The organism is Janthinobacterium sp. BJB426, assembly GCF_002735705.1.
Classification (GTDB): Bacteria; Pseudomonadota; Gammaproteobacteria; order Burkholderiales; family Burkholderiaceae_D; genus Janthinobacterium.
Genome location: NZ_PDZL01000011.1, coordinates 141,302 through 163,093 on the forward strand (window position 1 = coordinate 141,302; position 21,792 = coordinate 163,093).

Sequence of the window (21,792 nt, forward strand, 5' to 3'; positions counted from 1 at the left end):
TGCCACCCCGACTCCGTATGAAAGCGCTCGCTCCCGGCACCGTCATTTTTCACCGCCACCGCGGTTACGGGGTGATCACGTCCGTCAATTTGCTGACAGGCTGGATCGCCGCCCGTTTCGGCAGCGAAGCGCGGACCCTGGACCTGAACCTGTCGACCGACGACGTGCAATTTGCCGATGGCGAAGCGATCCTGTTTCGCCGCGCGCCGCCGGACCGCATGCCGCATGCGCGCCTGATGGCCATGGTGCGCGAACTGCATCAGGCCGGCTATCAGAAACTGTATCTGTATTCCTGGCCCAAGCCGTCGGGCCTGCACTGGCGCTGGCATTTGTTTACGGGACCGCGCGACTGGATGCAACGGCCCTGGCGCGAAGGCTGGTATGGTTCGGGCGCCGATTACAACGTCAACCCCGTGATGGGCTGGGGCGACACGCCCGGCGCCACCACTGGCGAGTTGATCGATGCCCTGGCCCGTTTCGATCCGCAAGGCCTGGCGCAGGCGCTGGGACGCGACGACGACCATAGCGACTGGTTTGGCCGCGTCTGCGACGCCTTATTGCCCCATTACATGTACAGCCTGGACATGCAGCGCACGCCAGGCGAACCCTTGCCCGACATGCCGCCCGTGCCGGTCGTCGCCGTGCGCGCCGGCGTGGCGCCGTACCGTGGGCCGGACATCGCCTGGCCGCCCGGCTGGTGCGGCCTTTGGCGCGGCCGGCACGTGCTGCCCGTGCCTGCCATCAGCATCACGGGCGAGCCGGACCTGTTGAAGGGCTTTCAGCGCTCCTGAGGGGCTTGCCGCGCATGCGCCAGCACTTCCGGATTGAGCAGGCGCGTGCATTGACCTTGTGCAAAATCCACGATGTTTTGCAAGGCGTAGCGGAAATACAGCTCATAGCTGTCACGCTCGACGTAGCCCAGGTGTGGCGTGGCCAGCACGTTCGGCAGCAGCAGCAATGGCGAGCCTGGCGGCAGCGGCTCGTCCGTAAACACGTCCAGCGCGGCCGCGCCCGGGCGCCCCTGTGGCAGCGCCGCTTCCAGCGCGCCATCGGCGACCAGCTCGGCACGGCTGGTGTTGACGAACAGGGAAGTGTGCTTCATGCGCGCCAGGTCCTCGGCTGTTACCAGCCCGCGCGTGGCGTCGGACAGGCGCAGGTGCAAGGTCAATACGTCTGCCTGTTCAAAGAAGGCTTCGCGCGATGTCGCCGCCGTATCGCCGGCCGCCACGGCCGCGGCGCGGCTCGCTTCGCTGCCCCACACGAGGATGGTCATGCCGAAGGCGCGGCCATAGCCGGCGATCAATTGACCGATCTTGCCGTAGCCCCAGATTGCCAGGGTGCGCCCTTTCAATACCGTGCCGAGGGTGTTGCGCGTTGGCTCCAGCGACGACGTCTGCCACAGTCCCTCTTGTAAATGTTGCGCGTACGGCACGATCTTGCGCTGCGCCGCCATGATCAGCGCCCACGTCAGTTCGGCCGGCGCCGTGGGCGAGCCGATGCCTTCCGCGATGGCGATGCCCAGCTCGGTGGCGGCCGGCACATCGATGTGTCCGCTGACCTTGCCCGTTTGCGAAATCAGTTTCAAATTCGGCAGTTTCGACAGCAAGGCCCGGTTGAAACTGCTGCGTTCGCGGATCAGCACCAGCACGTCGAACGGCGCCAGGCGGATCGCCAGCTGGCCCAGGCCCCGCGCCGTATTGCTGAACACTTTGACCTCGTGGCCATCGAGCAACTGGAAACAATCGAGGCCGCGCACGGCATCCTGGTAATCATCAAGTATGGCAATTTTCATGGTGGATGGCCGATTTTAGTGAGGATTTGGTAGGGAAATAACAGAATACGGGAAATGCTGAATAGCCTACTACATTAGTCAAGCTATTCTCCTACATTTTTGCGAGAATAGCTGTTTGGCGGGTGTACAATCGCCGGCACTTTTGAAGCTTCCTGATTATAGTTATAGCGCAAACTGTTCCTGCAGCCTGGGTGCATGATCCAGGTAAACGACACCAGAGCCCTGCCCGCGTGAGCACACCGCCCGCAGTGAGCCGCAGCCACCTCTCGACGATGCTGCCCGTCTTGCCGGAACGACCAGAATTTCTTTTATTGGTATTGGAGGTAATATGAATCAGCCCGTCATGGGTGGCGTCGCCGCACTCAACGTCCCAGCTTATATTAAACAACAGAAACTGATCAACTGGGTGGCCGACATTGCCGCGCTGACCAAGCCAGATCGTATTTACTGGTGCGATGGTTCGCAAGAAGAGTACGAGCGCCTGTGCGCTGAAATGGTTGCCAGCGGCACCATGAAAAAACTGAATGCCGAAAAGCGCCCGAATTCTTACCTGGCCTGCTCCGATCCGAGCGACGTGGCCCGCGTCGAAGACCGCACGTATATCTGCTCGGCAACGAAAGAAGCGGCCGGCCCGACGAATAACTGGACCGAGCCTGGCGAGATGCGCCACACCTTGAACGGCCTGTTCGACGGCTGCATGCGCGGCCGCACCATGTACGTCGTGCCCTTCTCGATGGGCCCGCTGGGCTCGCCGATCGCGCACATCGGTGTGGAACTGTCCGACTCGCCGTATGTCGCCGTCAACATGAAGATCATGACCCGCATGGGCCGTGCCGTGTACGACGTGCTGGGCACCGATGGCGCATTCGTGCCGTGCGTGCATAGCGTGGGCGCACCGCTGGCTGCTGGCCAGGCTGACGTGAAATGGCCGTGCAACAGCACCAAGTACATCGTGCATTTCCCGGAAACGCGTGAAATCTGGTCCTTCGGTTCGGGCTATGGCGGTAACGCCTTGCTGGGCAAGAAATGTTTCGCCCTGCGCATCGCCTCGAACATGGGCTACCAGGAAGCGCAAGCATCGGAAAACAATCCGGGCTGGCTGGCCGAACACATGCTGATCCTCGGCGTGGAATCGCCGGAAGGCAAGAAGCACTACGTGGCGGCGGCGTTCCCCTCGGCTTGCGGCAAGACCAACTTCGCCATGCTGATCCCGCCGGCAAGTTTTAACGGCTGGAAAGTGACCACCATCGGCGACGATATCGCCTGGATCAAGCCGGGCGCGGATGGCCGCCTGTATGCCATCAATCCGGAAGCGGGCTACTTCGGCGTGGCGCCGGGCACCAACGAAAAAACCAATTACAACTGCATGGCCTCCATGCGCGACAACACGATCTTCACCAACGTGGCGCTGACGGACGACGGCGACGTCTGGTGGGAAGGTTTGACCAAGGAAGCACCAAGTCACCTGATCGACTGGCAGGGCAAGGACTGGACGCCAGCGTCCGGCACCAAGGCGGCGCACCCGAACGCGCGCTTCACTGTTGCGGCAACGCAAAACCCGGTGATCGACGCGGCCTGGGACGACCCGGCCGGTGTGCCGATCTCGGCCTTCATCTTTGGCGGCCGCCGCTCGACCACCGTGCCGCTGGTCACCGAAGCGCGCAACTGGGTCGAAGGCGTCTACATGGCCGCCACCATGGGTTCGGAAACAACGGCCGCCGCCGTGGGCCAGATGGGTGTCGTGCGCCGCGATCCATTTGCCATGTTGCCGTTTATCGGCTATAACATGAGCGATTACTTCCAGCACTGGCTGGACATGGGCGTCAAGGTGGGCAAAGTCAACCCGGCTGCCCTGCCGAAGATCTATTGCGTCAACTGGTTCCGCACGGATGAGGCTGGCAAATTCGTCTGGCCTGGCTTCGGCGACAACATGCGCGTGCTCAAATGGATGCTTGAGCGTATCGAAGGCAAGGCGGGCGGCGTGGAAAACCTGTTCGGCACGACGCCGCAGTATGGCGACCTGAACTGGGATGGCTTGCCATTCACGCAGCAACAGTTCGACACCATCACCTCGATCGACAAGGCCGCGTGGGTGGAAGAGCTGAAATTGCATACGGAGTTGTTTGAAAAACTCGCGTATCATCTGCCGCAGGAATTGGCAGATCACAAGGCTGCGCTGGAAAAGCGGCTGGGTGCATAAATAAGTTAGCGTAAAGCGGCACCTGACAAGCGCAGTAGCTTGTCAGGTGTTGAGAGTTGTAGTGGGGGAGAAACACGCCAGCAAAGACTGGCGTGCGATAAATGACACGCCGGCAATGACTGGGGTGCTATCAAAAAGAGAAACGGCGCGGATTGCATGAGCAATCCGCGCCGTTTTTTATGGCGCCGGGCTATTCCATGCAAGGCGATTTGCCAGTGTGCCGCCCTTGTGGCGCCAAAACCATCGCAGCGGAGAAATACGGCTTAAAAGATAGACAATATTTCTGTAAATCTATATTATTTGACAACTTGAAAATTTCTTGATGGAAAATAATGTGGATAAATTGGCGTCTGTAAAGAATCTGCTTGCCTCGCTTACCCTATGCTGTATTAGCGCCTGTGGCGGCGGCGGCGGTGCCGATGCCAATGTCGCTCCTCCGACCCCGACGCCGCCTGTGGTCACGGTGCCACCGACGGTACCAGTCCCCGAAACTCCGATTGCGCCAGTAACGCCAGTGACCCCTGCGCAGCCAGATCCAGTCGTACCCACCAAGCCTGGTGTGATCTATCCGGCGTTGACGTTTACGCCATCAAAGGTGGTGGAAGTCATGCTGCTTGGCGAGAGCAGGGTATCGAAAGTGCAGATTACTTTGAGCAGTCCGGCGACAGAACCGCTTTTTTTCCGTTTCTTCGATCCAACCGGCGTATTGCAGTTGAGTAGTTCCGTTACTCAAGAGAATAATGTGACGTATACCGCCCTGATCACGATGCCGAGCACGCTGTCGTTTGGTACTTATGAAGGCTATATGGAAATCCAGGTTTGCCGGGATGCGGCCTGCAGCAATCCGATCTCCTATTCAAGGCAGTTGCTGCCTTACTCGGTCAGCGCCTTGCATACCATACCGGTGGAATTTGTTAATCCTATTTCCATATCCGAATCTTTTTATGAGGGACAGGCCGCCACGACCAGTGGCGTGCTTGCGGCACCATCCGGACAGTCTAAAATCAATCTGTACATTACCGCCACTGATCCGAAAGGCGTCTTCATCAAAACGTCCGACTTCCGCTGGAATGGTGACTTCATGTATGAGTTCACGCTGAAAACGGTGCCAAGCCTGGCCAGTGGACGCTATCGCGGTAACATTGAAATACGCGCCTGCCGTGACCTTGAGTGCAGCGCGCGCTATCCGGTGACGACCATGTCGGTGCCATATGACGTTGAAGTCAGGGCGTTGTCTACCTTGACTGCGTTGACGCGCTGGCCGGGTGTGTCCGATTGGCAAGGTGAACGAGGCAATGCGCAACGCACCAGTTATGTACCCGTCACGCTCGATGTGTCGAAATTTTCCAGGCGCTGGACCTGGCCCATTCCCGGCGCCAGCTATATGCACCGCACGCCAATGGCGATTTCCTCCAATCACGTTTTCTTGAATGCAGGTGCGATTCTGTATGCGCTGAAGGAATCCGACGGCAGCGTCGCCTGGAGCCGGGATTTCGGCAGAGATCCTTTTTCTAGTACTTCGGGCGATATGCTGTATGTGAGAACTGGCACCGATGACAGCCGGCAAGTATTGTATGGTTTGAATGCGAGCACCGGGACGATGGTGTTCACATCCTACTCATCGTTCCCCAAGCGCGACGGCTATACCATACCTCCTTTATGGATGAAGCCGATGGTCAGTGGTGGAAAGCTGTTCCATAGCGTTGCCAGTGGCGATACGAATGGCGTGCAGGCACTGGAGGCGCTCACGGGAACGCCATTATGGTTTGCGCCCATGACTTCGGCGACGCTACAGGGCAGCAATTTGTTCAGCCTTGACCAAGGCTTGTCCCTGGCCGACGCTACGACGGGAACACTCCAGAGGACGATTGCCACCCCGGAGATGATGTGGACCTCTACGAGCGCATCTTCGCTGGCGCCGGTCGCTGGTGCACCTGGCTCCATCTTCGGCATGACGCAGCCGGAAAGTGCCAGCAAGACCAGAAAACTGGTCAATTTTAACGTTGCGCAAAACAAGGTGGCATGGTCCAGCACCGGCACCTATGGCGATAATTTTGCGTATGCGGAAGGCGTGGTGTACGTAGTGGATGATGCGACGTCGATGCTGGAAGCGCGTGCGGAAAGCGACGGCAAATTATTATGGAGCTGGGAAGTGCCGCGGCGCTTAATATCGTTCGCCGGTACGGATATCCTGGTTACGAAGAACCTGGTTTTTGTTTCGTTCAGCGGGACTACCTATGCGCTGGATGTGAAGACCCACCAACTGGTATGGACCGAGCCGACCGGTGGGGTATTGTCGATGTCGGCCAATGGCGTTCTATATATCAGTGCGTTGGGAGGCTCGGTGGTGGGATTTAATGTGAAATAAATCCGCGGCAGCATGCCGAATGCTCGTAGAGCAGCTTGCCCAAACTGCCCCCCCGGACAAGATTATTGGCCGGGGGAGCGCGAGGGAAGCGCCGCTTATTGCTTCAGCAGCGGCCCCAGGTACTTGCCCGTCACGCTGGCCGGGTTCAGCGCCACGTCTTCCGGCGTACCGGTGGCGATGATCTGCCCGCCGCCAGCGCCGCCTTCGGGGCCCAGGTCGACGATCCAGTCGGCCGTCTTGATGACGTCCAGGTTGTGCTCGATGATGACGAGGGTGTTGCCCTGGTCGCGCAGGCGGTGGATGACCTTTAACAACAAATCGATGTCGTGGAAGTGCAGGCCTGTCGTCGGTTCGTCGAGGATGTACAGGGTGCGGCCCGTGTCGCGCTTGGACAATTCCAGCGACAATTTCACGCGCTGCGCCTCGCCGCCGGACAGGGTGGTGGCGCTCTGACCCAGCTTGATGTAGCCGAGGCCCACGTCGAGCAGGGTTTGCAGCTTGCGCGCGATCAAGGGCACGGGCTTGAAGAATTCATGCGCCTCTTCCACCGTCATGCCCAGCACTTCCGTGATGTTCTTGCCCTTGTATTGTACTTCCAGCGTTTCGCGGTTGTAGCGCTTGCCGTGGCAGACGTCGCATGGCACGTAGACGTCGGGCAAGAAATGCATCTCGACCTTGATCACGCCATCGCCCTGGCATGCTTCGCAGCGTCCGCCCTTGACGTTGAACGAGAAGCGGCCCGCGCTGTAACCGCGTTCCTTGGCCGTCGGCACGGTGGAGAACAGGTCGCGGATCGGCGTAAACAAGCCCGTGTAGGTGGCGGGATTCGAGCGCGGCGTGCGGCCGATCGGCGCCTGGTCGACGGAAATGACCTTGTCGAAGTGTTCCAGGCCGCTGATCGACTCGTGCGGCGCCGGTTCCGTCTGCGAACCGTACAGATGGCGCGACAGGGCCGGATATAAAGTATCGTTGACCAGCGACGACTTGCCCGAACCGGACACGCCCGTCACGCACGTCATCAAGCCCACCGGCAAGCTCAGCGACACCTTTTTCAGGTTGTTGCCCGTCGCGCCAGTAATGAGCAGCTGCTTTTCCGGATTGCTGGCGTGGCGCTTGGCTGGTACGGCGATCTTCAGCTTGCCGTTCAGGTATTGCGCCGTCAGCGATTTCTTGTTCTTGAGAATGTCGGACAAGGTGCCTTCGGCGATGATTTCGCCGCCGTGCACGCCCGCGCCGATGCCCATGTCGACGATGTAGTCGGCCGTGCGGATGGCGTCTTCGTCATGCTCGACCACCAGCACGCTGTTGCCGATGTCGCGCAAGTGTTTCAAGGTTTCGATCAGACGGTCATTATCGCGCTGATGCAAGCCGATCGACGGTTCATCGAGCACATACATGACGCCCGTCAAACCGGAGCCGATCTGCGATGCCAAACGGATGCGCTGTGCTTCACCGCCGGAGAGCGTGTCGGCGCTGCGGTCCAGCGACAGGTAGTCGAGGCCCACATTGTTGAGGAATTTCAGGCGCGAAATAATTTCCTTGACCACGCGGTCAGCGATCTCTTTCTTGGCGCCCGTCAGTTTCAGTTTTTCAAAAAATTCCAGGGTCTCGCGCAGCGGTTTTCCCGCCACTTCATAGATGGCCCGCTGCTGCTTGCCGGTGCCGACCTTGACGAAGCGCGCTTCCACGCGCAGGCGCGCGCCATCGCATGACGGGCAGCATTTTTCATTGATGAACTTGGCCAGTTCTTCCTTGACGGCCATCGAATCCGTCTCGCGGTAGCGGCGCTGCAGATTGTTGACCACGCCTTCGAACGTGTGTTCCTTGATGACGGTGCGGCCCCGTTCGTTCACATAGCTGAACGGAATCACTTGCTTGCCGGAACCGTACAACACGGCTTGCTGCGCATTCAGTGCCAGCTGCTCGAACGGCATGTCCAGGTCGAACTCGTAATACGCGGCCAGATTCGACAGCATCTGGAAGTAAAACTGGTTGCGGCGGTCCCAGCCCTTGACGGCGCCCGAGGCGAGCGACAGGTTCGGGAACGCGACGATGCGTTTCGGGTCAAAGAATTCGATATGTCCCAGGCCGTCGCATTCGGGGCAGGCGCCCATGGGGTTGTTGAACGAGAACAGACGCGGTTCCAGTTCCTGCAGGGAATAGCCACACACATTGCAGGCGAACTTGTTGGAATACACGTGCTCCTGGGCCGTATCCATTTCGTAGGCGATGGCGCGGCCATCGGCCAGGCGCAGGGCTGTCTCGAAACTTTCCGCCAGCCGTTGCTTGATCTCCTGGTTCACCTTGACCCGGTCGATGACGACGTCGATCGTGTGTTTTTCCGTTTTCTTCAGTTTCGGGAGGTCATCCACTTCATAAATCTTGGCGGCATGCGTGCCGCTCTGCACGCGAAAGCGCACGAAGCCCTGCGCCTGCATCTGCTCGAACAGGTCGACATGCTCGCCCTTGCGGTTGGCGACGACGGGCGCCAGGATCATCAGCTTGGTGTCTTCCGGCATGGCAAGCACAGCATCGACCATTTGCGATACGGACTGGGCCGCCAACGCGTTTTCAGGATGGTCGGGGCAGTAGGGCGTACCCACGCGCGCGTACAGCAGGCGCAGATAATCGTGGATTTCCGTCACGGTACCCACCGTCGAGCGCGGGTTATGCGAAGTTGCCTTCTGTTCGATGGAGATGGCGGGAGATAAGCCCTCGATCAGGTCGACGTCGGGTTTTTCCATCAATTGCAGGAACTGGCGCGCATACGCCGACAGCGACTCGACATAGCGCCGTTGGCCTTCCGCGTACAAGGTGTCGAAGGCCAGCGAAGACTTGCCGGAGCCGGACAAGCCGGTAATCACGATCAGCTTATTGCGCGGCAAATCGAGATTGATATTCTTGAGGTTATGCGTGCGAGCGCCGCGAATGCGGATCTGTTCCATGTGATTGCCTTGCTTTCAGTGAGTGGTGCGGCCGGCGCATTGTGCCTGGGTGCAGATGAGGAGCCACAACGGGTCAACCTGTAACTATAGCCGGGTTTTGCTCTGCATGCCTGAGGCGTCCATGGGCGGATTGCGCCGCCAGGCGAACGTGCCCTGACAAAGTTTGATACAGATGCGTGCAGACGTTTAAACACTGTATATAATACCAGTATTCAAGTTTCTTGTTTTCACCTGACGTGAAAAAAACCTGCTGCCGCACGGGAGAGGGCGTCCGCCAGAAAGCGGGTGCTTTGCGCCGCGTGGTCGCTTATAATCCTCGTTTAGTACACTAAACTACCGCGCGGGACACCGGCTCCCGCTGCAGTTCATCAGGAGTTATTCATGGCATCAGTCAACAAAGTCATCATCGTCGGCAATCTGGGCCGTGACCCGGAAATCCGCTACATGCCTAGCGGCGACGCGATCGCCAACATCGCCGTGGCCACTTCGTACAAATCGAAGGACCGCAACACGGGCGAACAAAAAGAATTGACAGAGTGGCACCGTATCTCGTTCTTTGGCCGCCTGGCGGAAATCGTCGGCCAATACCTGAAAAAAGGTTCGTCCGTCTACGTCGAAGGCCGTCTGCAAACCCGTAAATACACGGACAAGGACGGCGTCGAGAAGTACGCAACCGACATCATCGCTGAACAGATGCAAATGCTGGGCGGTCGCTCCGGCATGGGCGGCGACGCCGGCGGTGGCGATGACAGCTACGGCGGTGGCGGCGGCTACGAAGCCCCGGCTCCGCGCCAGGCGCCAGCACCGCGTCCAGCCCCGGCGCCAGCACCACGCCCGGCACCGAAGCCAGCACCGAACTTCTCGGACATGGACGACGATATCCCGTTCTAAATACGCCGTTCTGACGCCTGCCGTCAGGCACTGTCGATAAACAGCCTGCTTCATCCGTGAAGCAGGCTTTTTTATGGGCGCGGGCAGTAGAAGGTGATGCGGAATGCATGGTCACATTCCACAGCAAGAAGCGGATGGCGGCGCTGTCCGGATGCTGGTCTGATGGCGGTTTTGACGCCACCGGAGAACAGCATGGATTTTCGTATTACGGGTTTGTCGCCCGAGCCTTTTCTGCCTTTTTTTTCCTTATCCGATGCCGAGTTGACCGCGCTCGGCATACGGCGCTATGTGGTCGACCAACATCCCGGATTTCCTGACCGTATTACGCTGGTGGACGCCGAGCTGGGTGAGACCGTGCTGTTATTGAATCATGTGTGCCAACCCGCCATGACGCCCTACCGGGCTTGCCACGCCATTTTTGTGCGCGAGGGTGCCACGCAAGCGTACGATGCCGTCAATCAGGTGCCGGAATCGATGCGGTTGCGTTTATTGTCGCTGCGTGCCTATGCTGCCGATGGCATGATGCTCGATGCCGACGTGGTGGACGGCACCGCCATGGAAGCCGTCATTGCACGACTATTTGGCAATGCGGACGTCAGTTATATCCACGTTCACAATGCCAAGCGGGGCTGTTATGCGGGTCGCATCGACCGCATTGACCGCGCCTGATTTGCTCCCTTATCTAATCGCGCAAGCCGATATCGAGCGTGTATGCCGCCACCGCATTCCTGCGCGCCGCGTTGCGCATCAGGTAGACCTGTACCGTGTACTCGCCATCGGCCGGCAGTTTTGCCTGGTAACTGTTGCCGCTGGTCGAGCCGATGAACAGGGCTTCGTCCTGGCCTGGCTGGCGGATGTTGAAGTAATTCGACGGTTGATTGGTTTTCAGCTTGACGCCGAGGCTCTGGCCCGCTTTGCCCGTGAGCGTGTATTCGGCCGTGGCGTAGCCCTTGATCTTGCCCTTGACCGTATGCGTGGCCTGGTTCGCCGTCAATGTCACGCTTTCCTTGTGGATGGGATCGGCGCTCCAGGCGGGCGTGGCGAAGACGAGTGCCGCCAGCAGCAGGCAGGCGTGGATGGGCAATGGACGATGCGGCATGCGGTTTTCCCTTTGACGTTGATGCCAGCACGGTTGCTGGCGCTTTCCATCTTACGCCAGGCACAAAAAACGGCCGCGCACTCATCGAAGGCGCGGCCGATTTGCGTTGCATCAAGCGCGTTGATGCAAGCCTTATTGGGTACTGACTTCCTTGCGGTTATCGCGCGAGACCCGGTCGATCATCTTGTTGTACGGATCGACGCCCACTTCAAACGGTTTTTCCTTCACCGTAATCGTCACCACGGGGTCACTGCCCGACAACACGCGTTTGTCCGTGAACAGGACTTTTTCATCCTTTTCTTTGGCACCCGGCGCGCGCGCGAAGATGGCGATCTCTACCGGTTCGTCGTAGGCGCGCGGGCTTTCCTTGCCCTTGCCGTCCGACTCCAGCTTGGCCAGGTGCAGCTGCATCGTGACGTCCCACTGGCCATCCTTGCGCTGCACGGCTTTCGCTTGGGTCACGCGGTTATCGTAGAACACGATTTTCTCGAACAGGTCCGTGATCAGGGCCTGCTTGTCCCGCGGCGCTTCGGCGCGGATGTAGGCCAGCAATTCCGATGCGGTGGTGAATGGCGCCTGCTGGTAGCCCTTGTCCTGCAGATAGCGTTTCAGGGCACGGTTCAAGGCGGCTTCACCGATTTCGTCGCGCAGGCGGTAAAACACCAGGCTGCCCTTGTTGTAGTGGATGTATTGCTGTCCCTCTACGCGCGCCAGCGGCAATTCCTCGATGGCTTCGCCGCCGCGCCCGCTCAGGTAGCGGTCCAGTTCATAGCGCAGGAAGCGGCGCATCTTGTCGCGGCCGTATTCCTTTTCCATCACCATCAGGGCCGAGTACTGCGCCAAGGACTCCATCAGCATGGTGGCGCCCTGCACGTTGGCGCCGATCACCTGATGGCCCCACCACTGGTGCGCCATTTCATGCGTCGTGACGTAGAACACGTAGTCGATGTCCTCCTTGTCGCGCAGGTCGGCGATGAAGCCGATGCCTTCCGAATACGGAATCGTATTCGCAAACGACTGGGCGAAGCTCTGGTAGCCGGGGAACTCGAGGATGCGCACCTGCTTGTGCTGGTAAGGCGTGAACTCGGTGCTGTAATAGTCGAGCGACTTTTGCACGGAAGTGATCATGCGGTCCGTGTTGTAGCCGTGTTTCTTGTCGAAATAAATTTCGATCGGCAAGCCGTGCCATTCGCCTTTGTTGACTTCCCAGCGCGCCGACAGGTAGGCAAAGAACGGCAGCATCGGCTGGTCCATCTTGTAGCGGTAATAGCGGCGGCCATCCTTTTCCCAGCTGCCTTGCAGATAGCCGGGCGCCAGGGCGATCTGCTCGCCGCTGGTGGACACCGTCGTGTCGAAATGGATCCAGTCGGCATCGCCGCCCAGCACCGTGTCGCCATACGCGGTAGCGTCTTCCAGCTTGGCCATGCGCTGCGGTTCGCCCAGTCCCCGCTTGCGGCGCTCATTGCGGTCCGTCAACTCCATCTCCTTGGCATAGCCGAAGTGCGGAAAATACGCCTGGTTGTTGAAGAAGCTGCCGTTCAGGTTGACCTGGTCCGCTGCGCCGCTGTTGGTGAAGCCCTGATGCGTGACGGCCACCGTGAAGTCGAGCGGCAGGGTGGCGCCGGGCGCCAGGGGCTGGGCCAGCTTGAGGATGCTGAAACCGAGCGCCTTGTCGTCGAGCGCTACCTTGTGCTCAGGCAAGTTCAACCAGTGCGTTTCCAGGTCTGGATTGAGCTGGATGCGCAGGGTATCGAGCGGCTGCGCCGTCTTGTTTTGCAGCACGTAGTGACCCTTGATCAAGACTTTACGTTGCTCAGGATAAATATCCACATTGGCCTGGACTTGCGTGATCTTCATCTGCGGCAAGTGCTGGTACTGTTTGTACAGTTTTTCGTAGCGCGCCTGCCTGTCCATGCCGATGTCCGAGGTCTCGTATTTGTTCAGCATGTTCGTGTTGTAGAAGATCCAGCCGCCGGTGCCTGCCCAGCACAGCAGCACCACGGCCAGCGCGGCGCCCGTACGGCCTTGCAGGCGTTGACGAGCCAGGCCCAGGCGTCTCCGCCAGCCGGTCGACAGGCCGCGTACCCAGAATGCCTGCGCCAGCATGACAAGCGCCACGGTGAACAGGCTCCAGTACAGCGCAAACCAGGCCCAGCCCGTGAAGAAGTGGCCGTAGCCATTCATGTCCGAATACGGGATGGCCGGCGTGCCGCCAAAGGCGTACAGATTGTGTTCGAAGTGCAGCATGCCCAGCACGGCTTGCGCCACCATCAGCAGGATCACCAGCAGGTAGCCGATGAACTTGTTATTCGACAGCACTTGCAGGGTGAGGGCGCACAAGCTCATCAGCACGAAGAAGAGGGCGCCCAGCAGGGTGCCTTTCAGGTACAGCCCCAGTTCCACGGGCGCGCCGCCCTTGACGAGCTGGAAGCCGATGGCCGTGAGGACGCCCGCCAGCAGGTAGCCGGCGATGACGCCGACCAGGGCCGTGCATTTGGCCAGCAGTGGCACCCAATCGGGTACGGGCATGGCGTCGCTGACGTCGGCGATCCTCACTTGCCGTTCCTTGAAGATCAGTTCGCCCGCATAGAAGGTGACGATGATGATCAGGAGGAAGCTGAAGCTGTTGCTGATCTGCTGCAACAGCAAATGCGTCATCGGATACACGGCCGTGCCATACATGTTCTTGCTGACATTGGCGGCGGCGATCAGGTTGATCATGCCGAACAGCAGCATGACGAGGAAGGGCAGGCTCTTGAAGACGCCGGCGGCGTCGAAGCGCAGGATTTGCCACCACTGGCGCCAGGCCGTCGCGGCCGTCAAGGTGGGGATGCTGCGCGGCAAGTCCCGCGGCGCCGTGACGGCGGGGGCGAGCGTTTCCGCCTTGTGCTTGCCGAACAGGCGCTTGCCCGTCCCCGTGCGTTGCGGCTTGAACAGGATCACGGTAGCGGTGAACAGCAGCGCCGTGATACCCAGCCACAGCAAGCGGTTGGCCAGCAGGAAGCCGGCAAACGGCGGCAGGCCCGCGTTCGCTTCGGCGGACGTGAAGTAGCGCGTCATGCGGCCCAGGGCGCGCATGCCGAACGGATCGAGCAGGACGGCGATCCATTCGTTGTTGATGTCGCGCGTAAAGGCGCCAGCCGTGCCCCACAGCACGAAAAAGCCCAGCACGCCCACGTAGACCAGCATCATCGAGCGCGTGGTGGCCGCCAGCAGCATCAGCAGGGCGCCGATGAAGAGCAGGTTGGGAATCACCATCACGGCAAAGCTCCACGCATATGCCTGCAGCGAGAACGCGCCCACGCGCTGCGGATCGACCCAAGGCATGAGGGGGCCGAGCATGATGCCGAAGGCGATGCAGACGAAGATGGCCAGGCAGGCGAAAAAGCCGGCGGCGAAGCGGCCGAACAGGTAATCCCATTTACGCATGGGCGTGGCGAACAGCATGTCGGCCATGCCCACTTCGCTGTCGCGCAGCACGGCGCCGGCGATGAAGATGGTGATGAGCAACATCGACAGCAGGCTGAACATCGTCAGCAACTGCGCCACCACGGTGGGCGCATTGCGGTTGATGTTGCCGATGGCGCCGCCGATCTGGATCGAATCGCTGCTGCTGGCGCCAAAGGCCAGCAAGGCCAGGATGACGGCAAATACCCACAGCAGCGGCTGTTTCAGCTGGTAGCCGAGGTCAAACTTGAAAAATTCCTTCCACATGGCGCGCTCCTTACGCCGCGACGGCGGACGGTGCCGCAGCGGGAACGGCGGCGCCGTTGCGGGCAGCGTTGCGCACGTGCAGGAAGTACACGTCTTCCAGGTCAGGGGCGATCTGCACGAAGCCGCTGTCGGGCTGGCTGTCGGCATACACATTGATCTGCGGCTTGCCGCCCACCAGGCGCGTCGACAGCACATTGTGCGACTGCTGGTACTGCGCCAGCTCGTCCATGCCGACGCTGCGGCGCCACACCTTGCCGAGCAGCGTATCGATGGCCGCCTGCGGCTCGCCCTGCACCAGCACCTGCCCCTTGACGATCATGGCCATGCGCGGGCACAGGTCCGTCACGTCGTCGACGATGTGGGTCGACAGGATCACCACCACCTGCTCGCCGATCTTGGCAAGCAGATTCAGGAAACGATTGCGCTCGTCAGGGTCCAGGCCGGCGGTGGGCTCATCGACGATCACCAGGCGCGGCGCACCCAGCAGCGCCTGGGCGATGCCGAAGCGCTGGCGCATGCCGCCCGAATACGTGCCCAGGTTGCGCTTGCGCGCTTCCCACAGATTAGTTTGCTGCAACAACGCTTCCACGGCTTCCTTGCGCGGGCCCTTTTCCGTCAAGCCTTTGAGCACGGCAAAGTGGTTGAGCAGGGTTTCCGCGCTGACCTTCGGATACACGCCAAAATCCTGCGGCAGATAGCCGAGCTGGCGGCGCAAGCCGGCCTTGTCCTGCAGCACATCGACGCCATCGAAATGGATGCTGCCGCTATCGGGGTCTTGCAATGTCGCAATGGTGCGCATCAGCGAAGACTTGCCCGCGCCATTCGGCCCCAGCAAGCCGAACATTCCGTTCGGAATGTCCAGGCTGACATTGTTGATGGCCTTGACGCCATTGGCATAGGTTTTGTTCAGCTGTTTGATCTTTAGCATGCAGCACTCTCCAGGACGTGGGTCTAAACGCCGGCAGATGCGTGCCTGCCGGCCTGTGGAAGGGGATCACCCTTGTTTTTATCAACCGCGATGGCGGATGTTACTTAAGAGTAATAATATATAAGCAACTGGCATGAAAAAATGGTTTTGTGACCAAGTGAGGAAATGCAGGCATGAAATGCAGGAGGGCGGGGATGAGTGACGCAATGCTACACTCGCCAGTTTCAGTGACGCCATGATGCGAAAAGGATGGGGATATGCCTGCAACGCCAGGAAACATGACTTTGCGCGCCGTTGCCCCGGGCGAAGAGGGGGCATTGGCGCAGCTGTTCCAGCTGTACTGTTATGACAATTCCGCCTGGAGCGGAGAAAGTGTGCTGGCCGATGGCCGCTACGACGTGTGCGACGCGGGGCTGGCCGAGTATGTGCATACGCCCGGGCATACGGCCAGCTGGATCGAGGTCGATGGCGAACTGGCTGGCTTTTTCCTCACGGAGCCTGGCATGGCGGGTGAATTGGCCGTGCAGGAGTTCAGCGACTTTTTTATCCTGAAGAAATACCGGCGCCGGGGCGTGGCGCTGGAAGTGGTGCGCAGGGTGCTGCTGGACAGCGCGCAGACGTGGCTGGTGGCGACGTTTCGCGACGATGCCGCTGCCTGCGCGTTCTGGCGCCACGCGTTTGCACGCCTGCCGTTTGCCAGGGGCGAGCCATACGACGATCCGGCCTTGCCGCAGTTCCAGCTGACCTTGCTGAAACCGGCGGCCTGAGCGCGTTTAGAAGCGCACTTTCACATACGCCGACGGTCCTGTCAGGCGCACGTTCAAGTCCGCATCGCGTTCGCTATCGCGGTGCAGCTTGATTTTCGAGATGCCGTAATCGGCCACGAAACCGATATTGTTGAACGGAAACCATTCCACGCCGATATTGCCGCCGTAGATGTGGCCGTTGATGCGCCCGCCATTTTTTTTGATGCCCGATGCTTCCGCATACATGCGCAAGTCCGGTGTAAACGCGTGGCGCCAGCCCACTTCCAGCAGCGGCGCGAACGCGTGCTCGCCGATGGAATCGCGCGCCGTGGCCGTTTCGCCATTGACGATGCCGGTGGCCGTGCCGTTCAGGTTTGCATTGTAATAGGCCGCGCCCAGGCCGATGCCGAAAGTGTCGTTGCCGCTGCCCAGCCACCATCGGTACGACATCTTGGCCAGGTCCAGTTTCAGATCGGCATCTGCGCTGGCCGTGCCTGTCACGGGCTGGCCATTGATGGTGGTCTGGCCGCTGAGAGTAGGAGTATAGGATTTGTCATAGCGGTAGTAGTCGAATGCCAGGCCGTGGCGGTCGCCGATCAGCAATTCGGCCTTGATGCGCGGAATGGTCGTATGCTTGGGATTCGATTCGGGCGCGTCGATGCGGCCAAACTGCGTGTCGGCGCCGATATTGATGCGCGGATCGGCGGAAAACGCCCCCACCGACAGACTGACACGGTCCAGTGCCGGCGACGGCTCGGCCCGCGCCGTGGCGCTCGCCGCGGCAATGCCCAGCACACCCAGCATCATGGCGCCGCGCATGGCGAGGTGGTGCGGGCGTGGTGGGGACAGGCGGGTGGACACGGACATGGCAGACATGGGCAACTCCTCAAGATAAAGTGAAAACTGTCGCGACGCTTGGGCGGCCCACGCTGGGCAACAGTGCAATGAGGAAATGGTAGCAACTGTTACATTTAGATCACGTAGCCGCACGGCGCAAATTACCGTCGGATTTGTCCTACCGCGTGTAACGGCTGGTACATGCCGACATTGCCTGCGATGGGGAACGCGGGCAAAATGGTGTGCAACAGGAGGAGACACCGCATGAGAATCGCCGCCATTTCCGATATCCACGGCAACCTGGATGCGCTGGACGCCGTGCTGGCCGACATCGCCCGGCGTAATGTAGACGTGACCGTCAACCTGGGCGATATCGTTTCGGGCCATCTGCAGCCGCGCGCCACGGCGGCACGCCTGATGGGGCTCGATTTACCCACCATCCGCGGCAACCACGAGCGCCAGCTGCTGGGCGATCCGGTCCGCATGGGCGTGTCGGACGCCTACGCGCGCGCGCAACTGTTGCAGGAGCAACTAGCCTGGATCGCGGCGCTGCCCGCCACCTTGCGCCTGCGGCATGACGTGCTGCTCGTGCACGGCACGCCCAGCAGCGACCTCGTATATTTCCTCGACAGCGTCACGCCGCAAGGCAGCCGCGCCGCCACGCCGCAGGAGGTAGCCGAACGCGCCGGGACAACGGACGCGGCCTTGATCCTGTGCGGCCACACGCACATGCCGCGGCAGGTGCGCCTGCCTGATGGGCGGCTGATCGTCAATCCGGGCAGCGTGGGTTTGCAGGCCTACGACGATGACCATGTGTACCCGCACCTGATGGAAAACGGCACGCCGCATGCGCGCTATGCCATCGCCGAACAGGGAGTGGACGGCGCCTGGACGGCGCAGCTGCACGCCGTGGAATATGACTGGGAAACAGCGGCCCGGCTGGCGCTGGCGAATGGGCGGCCCGACTGGGCCTTGCCCTTGCGCGCGGGCCGGGTCGGCTGATCAGCGGAACTCTTCGGCCACCAGATTGTACTTCTGCATCTTGTGGTACAAGGTCTGCTTCGGCAAGCCGAGCACCGTGCTCACTTCGCTGACGTTGCCGGAATATGCGCGCAGTTCCTGTTCGATCAGGGCGCGTTCGAAGCCGTTGACCTGCTCCGCCAGCGACAGGGGGCTGGCCAGTCCGGCTGCCAGCAGGCTCGAGGCGCCACCGGCGATGCCCAGCACGAAGCGGTCGGCGATGTTGCGCAACTCGCGCACATTGCCGGGCCAGGAATGGGCCATCAGGTTGCGCATCTGCGCGCTGGAGACCACGGGCGCGGCGCGGTTGTAGCGGGCGGCGGCGGCCAGCACGAAGTGTTCGAACAGGATGGGAATATCCTCGCGCCGTTCGCGCAACGGCGGCAGATGCAGCACGATCAGGTTCAGGCGGTAGTACAGGTCGCTGCGGAATTTCTGTTGCTGCGACAAGTCTTCCAGGTCCAGCTTGGCCGCTGCGATGACGCGCACGTCGACGGGCGTGGGCACGTTCGAGCCCAGGCGTTCGATATAGCGTTCCTGCAGCACGCGCAGCAATTTGACTTGCAAGGACAGGGGCAGCGATTCGATTTCATCGAGGAAAAAAGTGCCTTGATCCGCGTGCTCGATCTTGCCCACTTGCCGCTTGGCCGCGCCCGTAAACGCCCCCGGTTCGTGGCCGAAGACCTCGCTTTCAAATATGCTTTCGGGAATCGCGCCGCAGTTGACGGCGACGAAGTTGTGCTTGCGGCGGTGGCTGAAGTCGTGCAGGCAGCGCGCCACCATTTCCTTGCCGGTGCCCGTGTCGCCATAGATCAGCACGTCGGCCGGTTCGTCTGCAACGTCGAGGATCAGGCGCCGTATGTCGCGCATTGCCACGGAATTACCCAGTAACCGCGATTCGATGCCGCCGCCGTCTTCCAGTTGCCGGCGCAAGCTGTGCACTTCCAGGGTCAGGCGCCGCGTTTCCAGCGCGCGCAGGATGACGTCGACCAGTTGCTCGGACGAATACGGCTTTTCGATGAAATCGTAGGCGCCCGTGCGCATGGCGTGCACGGCCATCGTGATGTCGCCGTGGCCCGTGACGAGGATCACGGGCAGGTTGGCATCGAGTGTCTTGACCGCTTGCAGCAATTCCAGGCCGCTCATGCCGGGCAGGCGCACGTCGCTGACCACGATGCCGGGAAAATCCGGCGTCAGCAGTTTATAGGCCAGCTCGGCCGAGTGAAACGCCAGCACGTCCAGGCCGGCCAGCTGTAGTGCCTGCTCGCTGCCCTCGCGTACGGTGGGGTCGTCCTCGACCAGCAAGACCTTCAAGCCGTCAAACATGTTTTTCCTCCTGCGTTGCAATCTGTAGTTCGATGGTGAAGATGGCGCCGCCGCCGGGGGCGTTTTCGGCGCGCAGCACGCCGCCGAACTGGCGCGTGATCTGTTCGGAAATGGCCAGTCCCAGGCCCAGACCCAGGCCTTGCGGTTTTGTCGTGAAGAACGGTTCGAACAGGTGTTCGCACACTTCCGTGGACAAGCCGGGTCCCGTGTCGGCCACGTGGATCAGCACGTGCTCGGGCGTGCATTCGACGGCCACGCGCAGGCTGCGCACGTCGCTGCCGTTCATGGCGTCCAGCGCATTCGCATACAGGTTGACCAGCACCTGCTCCAGGCGGTTGCTTTCGCACATGGCGAAGATGTCTTCCGGTGGCAGTTGCAGGGTGAAACGCACATTTTCCACCTGCAGCCGGCGTTCGACGAGGAACAGGGCATTGCTGATCGCCGTGGGGATCGAGACGGAGGTCAGGCTGGTCGTCGACTTGCGCGCAAAAATCTTCAATTGACCCGTAATGGTCCCCATCCTGGCCGCAATTTGCGATATCTTCGCCAGGTTGCGCCGCGCGTCGTCGAGCCGTCCGCGCTCCAGCAGGATGACGGCATTGTCGGACATGGTGCGCAGCGCCGTCAGCGGCTGGTTAAGTTCATGCGTGATGCTGGCCGACATTTGCCCCAGCACGGCCATCTTGCCGGCTTGAAACAGTTCGTTTTGCGTGATGTGGAGTTTTTGCTCGGCCTTGCTGCGCACGTCGATTTCCTGGCTCAGGCTTTGCGTCATGGCATTGAGTTCCGAGGTGCGTTCCTCGACCATGGCTTCCAGGTTGTCGTAAGCATGTTGCAGATCTTCGCGGGCGCGCAATTTTTGCGCCACGGCCGCGCGGCGCTGGCGCAGGTAAAAGAACAGCAGCATGAAAAAGCCCAGCAGCACGCAAGAGAAGGCGGCCGCCGCGCGCGCGCTGGCCTTGGCCTGCGCCAGATCCGACAAATAAATGAAAGTCCAGCCTTGCGGCGACTTGAGCTTGATCTGCGTCATGACGCTCGAGCTGATCTTCGGTGGCGTGTCGGCGTGTTCCTGCTCGCGCACGCTGATCACGCGGGCGCCATTGCCCAATTGGCGGTCGGAAATGAAGGGGATGGCTTCCAGCTGCTTCGAATAATACTGGCGCGTGCGATTGAGTTCTTCGACGATCGCGGGCGACAGCTGCGCCAGGGTCTTGTATTTCCAGTCCGCCATGGAACTGAGAAAAATCACGCCGTGCTCGTCGGCCAGCATGACCTTGTCGGCGCCCTGCACCCAGCGTTTTTCCAGGGTTTCCAGGTTCACCTTCACCGTTGCCAGGCCCAGCATGTGGCCATTCTGGTAGATGCCGTGGGCAAAGAAGTAACCGGGTTCCAGCCGCGTTGTGCCCACGCCATAGAAGCGGCCCGGCGTGCCGCGCAGCGCATCCTGGGCGTAGGGGCGGAACGAGATATTGTCGCCAATAAAGCTGTCGGGCTGCTGCCAGTTGCTGGCGGCGCGCGTGTTGCCGTCGAGGTTGCTGATGAAAATGGTCGAGGATTTCGCCTGGGCATTCATCTGCTCGAGGTAATGGTTGACCGTATCGACCAGCACCGGGTCTTCCGGGTGCTGCAGCAAGCGGATCACGTCGCGGTTCAGCTCCAGGGTCTTGGGCAGGAAGTCGTATTTTTCCAGCGCATTTTCCAGGCTGCTGACATATACCTCGAGGCGTTGCGCACCGCTGGCCTGCAGCTTGCCGATGGCGATGCGTTCGGTCCAGAAATACACGAGCCAGACGGTGGCCAGGCAGGCGGCCAGCACGACGCCCCAGGCCAGCGTTTCGCGGCCCGACCGTTGCGACAGGCGCTGGCGCCAGGAAAGGGAGGGTTTCGTAGTACTGCTATTCATAAAATCAGCTGCCAACTTGCAAG

At 60.6% G+C, this 21,792-nt stretch carries 15 protein-coding genes; 7 read left to right on the forward strand and 8 right to left on the reverse strand.

All coding sequences use genetic code 11. The annotated features are described in order from the left end of the window. The first annotated feature begins 17 nt into the window (after positions 1–17). Positions 18–791 (forward strand): L-asparaginase, encoded by a 774-nt coding sequence (locus tag CSQ93_RS18310; protein WP_099379252.1) that lies wholly within the window; start codon positions 18–20, stop codon positions 789–791. On the opposite strand, the gene CSQ93_RS18315 is transcribed toward CSQ93_RS18310, so the two are convergent. Further along, a complete protein-coding gene (locus tag CSQ93_RS18315; protein WP_099379253.1) occupies positions 779–1,792 on the reverse strand; it encodes a D-2-hydroxyacid dehydrogenase family protein in 1,014 nt (337 codons plus the stop codon). The genes CSQ93_RS18310 and CSQ93_RS18315 overlap by 13 nt on opposite strands. A 328-nt stretch (positions 1,793–2,120) precedes the next feature. Between CSQ93_RS18315 and CSQ93_RS18320 the strand changes: the two genes are divergently transcribed. Together CSQ93_RS18320 and CSQ93_RS18325 are read left to right on the forward strand one after the other, a co-directional pair. After that, complete coding sequence (locus CSQ93_RS18320) at positions 2,121–3,992, forward strand: phosphoenolpyruvate carboxykinase (GTP) (protein ID WP_099379254.1); 1,872 nt, start codon at positions 2,121–2,123, stop codon at positions 3,990–3,992. Between the two features lie 322 nt (positions 3,993–4,314). Further along, positions 4,315–6,360, forward strand: a complete 2,046-nt coding sequence (locus CSQ93_RS18325; protein WP_158301281.1) for an outer membrane protein assembly factor BamB family protein — start codon at positions 4,315–4,317, stop codon at positions 6,358–6,360. Between the two features lie 95 nt (positions 6,361–6,455). Here CSQ93_RS18325 and uvrA read toward each other — a convergent pair whose 3' ends face one another. Continuing rightward, positions 6,456–9,305 (reverse strand): excinuclease ABC subunit UvrA, encoded by a 2,850-nt coding sequence (gene uvrA, locus CSQ93_RS18330; RefSeq protein WP_099379256.1) that lies wholly within the window; start codon positions 9,303–9,305, stop codon positions 6,456–6,458. A 381-nt stretch (positions 9,306–9,686) separates the two neighbouring features. Between uvrA and ssb the strand changes: the two genes are divergently transcribed. Both ssb and CSQ93_RS18340 read left to right on the forward strand, forming a co-directional pair. Next, the gene (gene ssb, locus CSQ93_RS18335; RefSeq protein ID WP_034781209.1) at positions 9,687–10,196 is read left to right on the forward strand and encodes a single-stranded DNA-binding protein; all 510 of its coding nucleotides are present in this window, start codon (positions 9,687–9,689) and stop codon (positions 10,194–10,196) included. A 192-nt stretch (positions 10,197–10,388) separates the two neighbouring features. Next, entirely contained in the window at positions 10,389–10,865 is a 477-nt protein-coding gene (locus tag CSQ93_RS18340) for a DUF1203 domain-containing protein (protein WP_099379299.1), read from the forward strand. A gap of 13 nt (positions 10,866–10,878) precedes the next feature. Here CSQ93_RS18340 and CSQ93_RS18345 read toward each other — a convergent pair whose 3' ends face one another. The 3 genes from CSQ93_RS18345 to CSQ93_RS18355 all read right to left on the reverse strand — a co-directional run bounded on the left by CSQ93_RS18345 (position 10,879) and on the right by CSQ93_RS18355 (position 15,937). After that, the gene (locus tag CSQ93_RS18345; protein WP_099379257.1) at positions 10,879–11,295 is read right to left on the reverse strand and encodes a hypothetical protein; all 417 of its coding nucleotides are present in this window, start codon (positions 11,293–11,295) and stop codon (positions 10,879–10,881) included. A 132-nt stretch (positions 11,296–11,427) separates the two neighbouring features. Further along, positions 11,428–15,009 carry an ABC transporter permease/M1 family aminopeptidase gene (locus CSQ93_RS18350; protein WP_099379258.1) on the reverse strand — a complete coding sequence of 1,194 codons (3,582 nt, stop codon included), beginning with the start codon at positions 15,007–15,009 and terminating at the stop codon, positions 11,428–11,430. Positions 15,010–15,019: 10 nt separating this feature from the next. Then, complete coding sequence (locus tag CSQ93_RS18355) at positions 15,020–15,937, reverse strand: ABC transporter ATP-binding protein (RefSeq protein WP_099379259.1); 918 nt, start codon at positions 15,935–15,937, stop codon at positions 15,020–15,022. A 278-nt stretch (positions 15,938–16,215) separates the two neighbouring features. Between CSQ93_RS18355 and CSQ93_RS18360 the strand changes: the two genes are divergently transcribed. Next, entirely contained in the window at positions 16,216–16,704 is a 489-nt protein-coding gene (locus CSQ93_RS18360) for a GNAT family N-acetyltransferase (protein ID WP_099379260.1), read from the forward strand. A gap of 6 nt (positions 16,705–16,710) precedes the next feature. Here CSQ93_RS18360 and CSQ93_RS18365 read toward each other — a convergent pair whose 3' ends face one another. Next, entirely contained in the window at positions 16,711–17,559 is an 849-nt protein-coding gene (locus tag CSQ93_RS18365) for a MipA/OmpV family protein (RefSeq protein ID WP_099379261.1), read from the reverse strand. Positions 17,560–17,784: 225 nt separating this feature from the next. Here CSQ93_RS18365 and CSQ93_RS18370 point away from each other — a divergent pair, with 225 nt between their 5' ends. Then, positions 17,785–18,522 (forward strand): metallophosphoesterase family protein, encoded by a 738-nt coding sequence (locus tag CSQ93_RS18370; RefSeq protein WP_099379262.1) that lies wholly within the window; start codon positions 17,785–17,787, stop codon positions 18,520–18,522. Here CSQ93_RS18370 and CSQ93_RS18375 read toward each other — a convergent pair whose 3' ends face one another. Together CSQ93_RS18375 and CSQ93_RS18380 are read right to left on the reverse strand one after the other, a co-directional pair. Further along, positions 18,523–19,866 carry a sigma-54-dependent transcriptional regulator gene (locus CSQ93_RS18375; RefSeq protein WP_034781227.1) on the reverse strand — a complete coding sequence of 448 codons (1,344 nt, stop codon included), beginning with the start codon at positions 19,864–19,866 and terminating at the stop codon, positions 18,523–18,525. Then, the gene (locus tag CSQ93_RS18380) at positions 19,859–21,769 is read right to left on the reverse strand and encodes a sensor histidine kinase (protein ID WP_099379263.1); all 1,911 of its coding nucleotides are present in this window, start codon (positions 21,767–21,769) and stop codon (positions 19,859–19,861) included. The genes CSQ93_RS18375 and CSQ93_RS18380 overlap by 8 nt, the downstream gene beginning before the upstream one ends. Positions 21,770–21,792: the final 23 nt, after the last annotated feature.

What these genes read in the sequence shown, in the direction of transcription:
- CSQ93_RS18310 (WP_099379252.1), top strand. Translation starts at nt 18, where the DNA reads ATGAAAGCGCTCGCTCCCGGCACCGTCATTTTTCACCGCCACCGCGGT.
- CSQ93_RS18315 (WP_099379253.1), bottom strand. Translation starts at nt 1,792, where the DNA reads ATGAAAATTGCCATACTTGATGATTACCAGGATGCCGTGCGCGGCCTC.
- CSQ93_RS18320 (WP_099379254.1), top strand. Translation starts at nt 2,121, where the DNA reads ATGAATCAGCCCGTCATGGGTGGCGTCGCCGCACTCAACGTCCCAGCT.
- CSQ93_RS18325 (WP_158301281.1), top strand. Translation starts at nt 4,315, where the DNA reads ATGGAAAATAATGTGGATAAATTGGCGTCTGTAAAGAATCTGCTTGCC.
- uvrA (WP_099379256.1), bottom strand. Translation starts at nt 9,305, where the DNA reads ATGGAACAGATCCGCATTCGCGGCGCTCGCACGCATAACCTCAAGAAT.
- ssb (WP_034781209.1), top strand. Translation starts at nt 9,687, where the DNA reads ATGGCATCAGTCAACAAAGTCATCATCGTCGGCAATCTGGGCCGTGAC.
- CSQ93_RS18340 (WP_099379299.1), top strand. Translation starts at nt 10,389, where the DNA reads ATGGATTTTCGTATTACGGGTTTGTCGCCCGAGCCTTTTCTGCCTTTT.
- CSQ93_RS18345 (WP_099379257.1), bottom strand. Translation starts at nt 11,295, where the DNA reads ATGCCGCATCGTCCATTGCCCATCCACGCCTGCCTGCTGCTGGCGGCA.
- CSQ93_RS18350 (WP_099379258.1), bottom strand. Translation starts at nt 15,009, where the DNA reads ATGTGGAAGGAATTTTTCAAGTTTGACCTCGGCTACCAGCTGAAACAG.
- CSQ93_RS18355 (WP_099379259.1), bottom strand. Translation starts at nt 15,937, where the DNA reads ATGCTAAAGATCAAACAGCTGAACAAAACCTATGCCAATGGCGTCAAG.
- CSQ93_RS18360 (WP_099379260.1), top strand. Translation starts at nt 16,216, where the DNA reads ATGACTTTGCGCGCCGTTGCCCCGGGCGAAGAGGGGGCATTGGCGCAG.
- CSQ93_RS18365 (WP_099379261.1), bottom strand. Translation starts at nt 17,559, where the DNA reads ATGTCTGCCATGTCCGTGTCCACCCGCCTGTCCCCACCACGCCCGCAC.
- CSQ93_RS18370 (WP_099379262.1), top strand. Translation starts at nt 17,785, where the DNA reads ATGAGAATCGCCGCCATTTCCGATATCCACGGCAACCTGGATGCGCTG.
- CSQ93_RS18375 (WP_034781227.1), bottom strand. Translation starts at nt 19,866, where the DNA reads ATGTTTGACGGCTTGAAGGTCTTGCTGGTCGAGGACGACCCCACCGTA.
- CSQ93_RS18380 (WP_099379263.1), bottom strand. Translation starts at nt 21,769, where the DNA reads ATGAATAGCAGTACTACGAAACCCTCCCTTTCCTGGCGCCAGCGCCTG.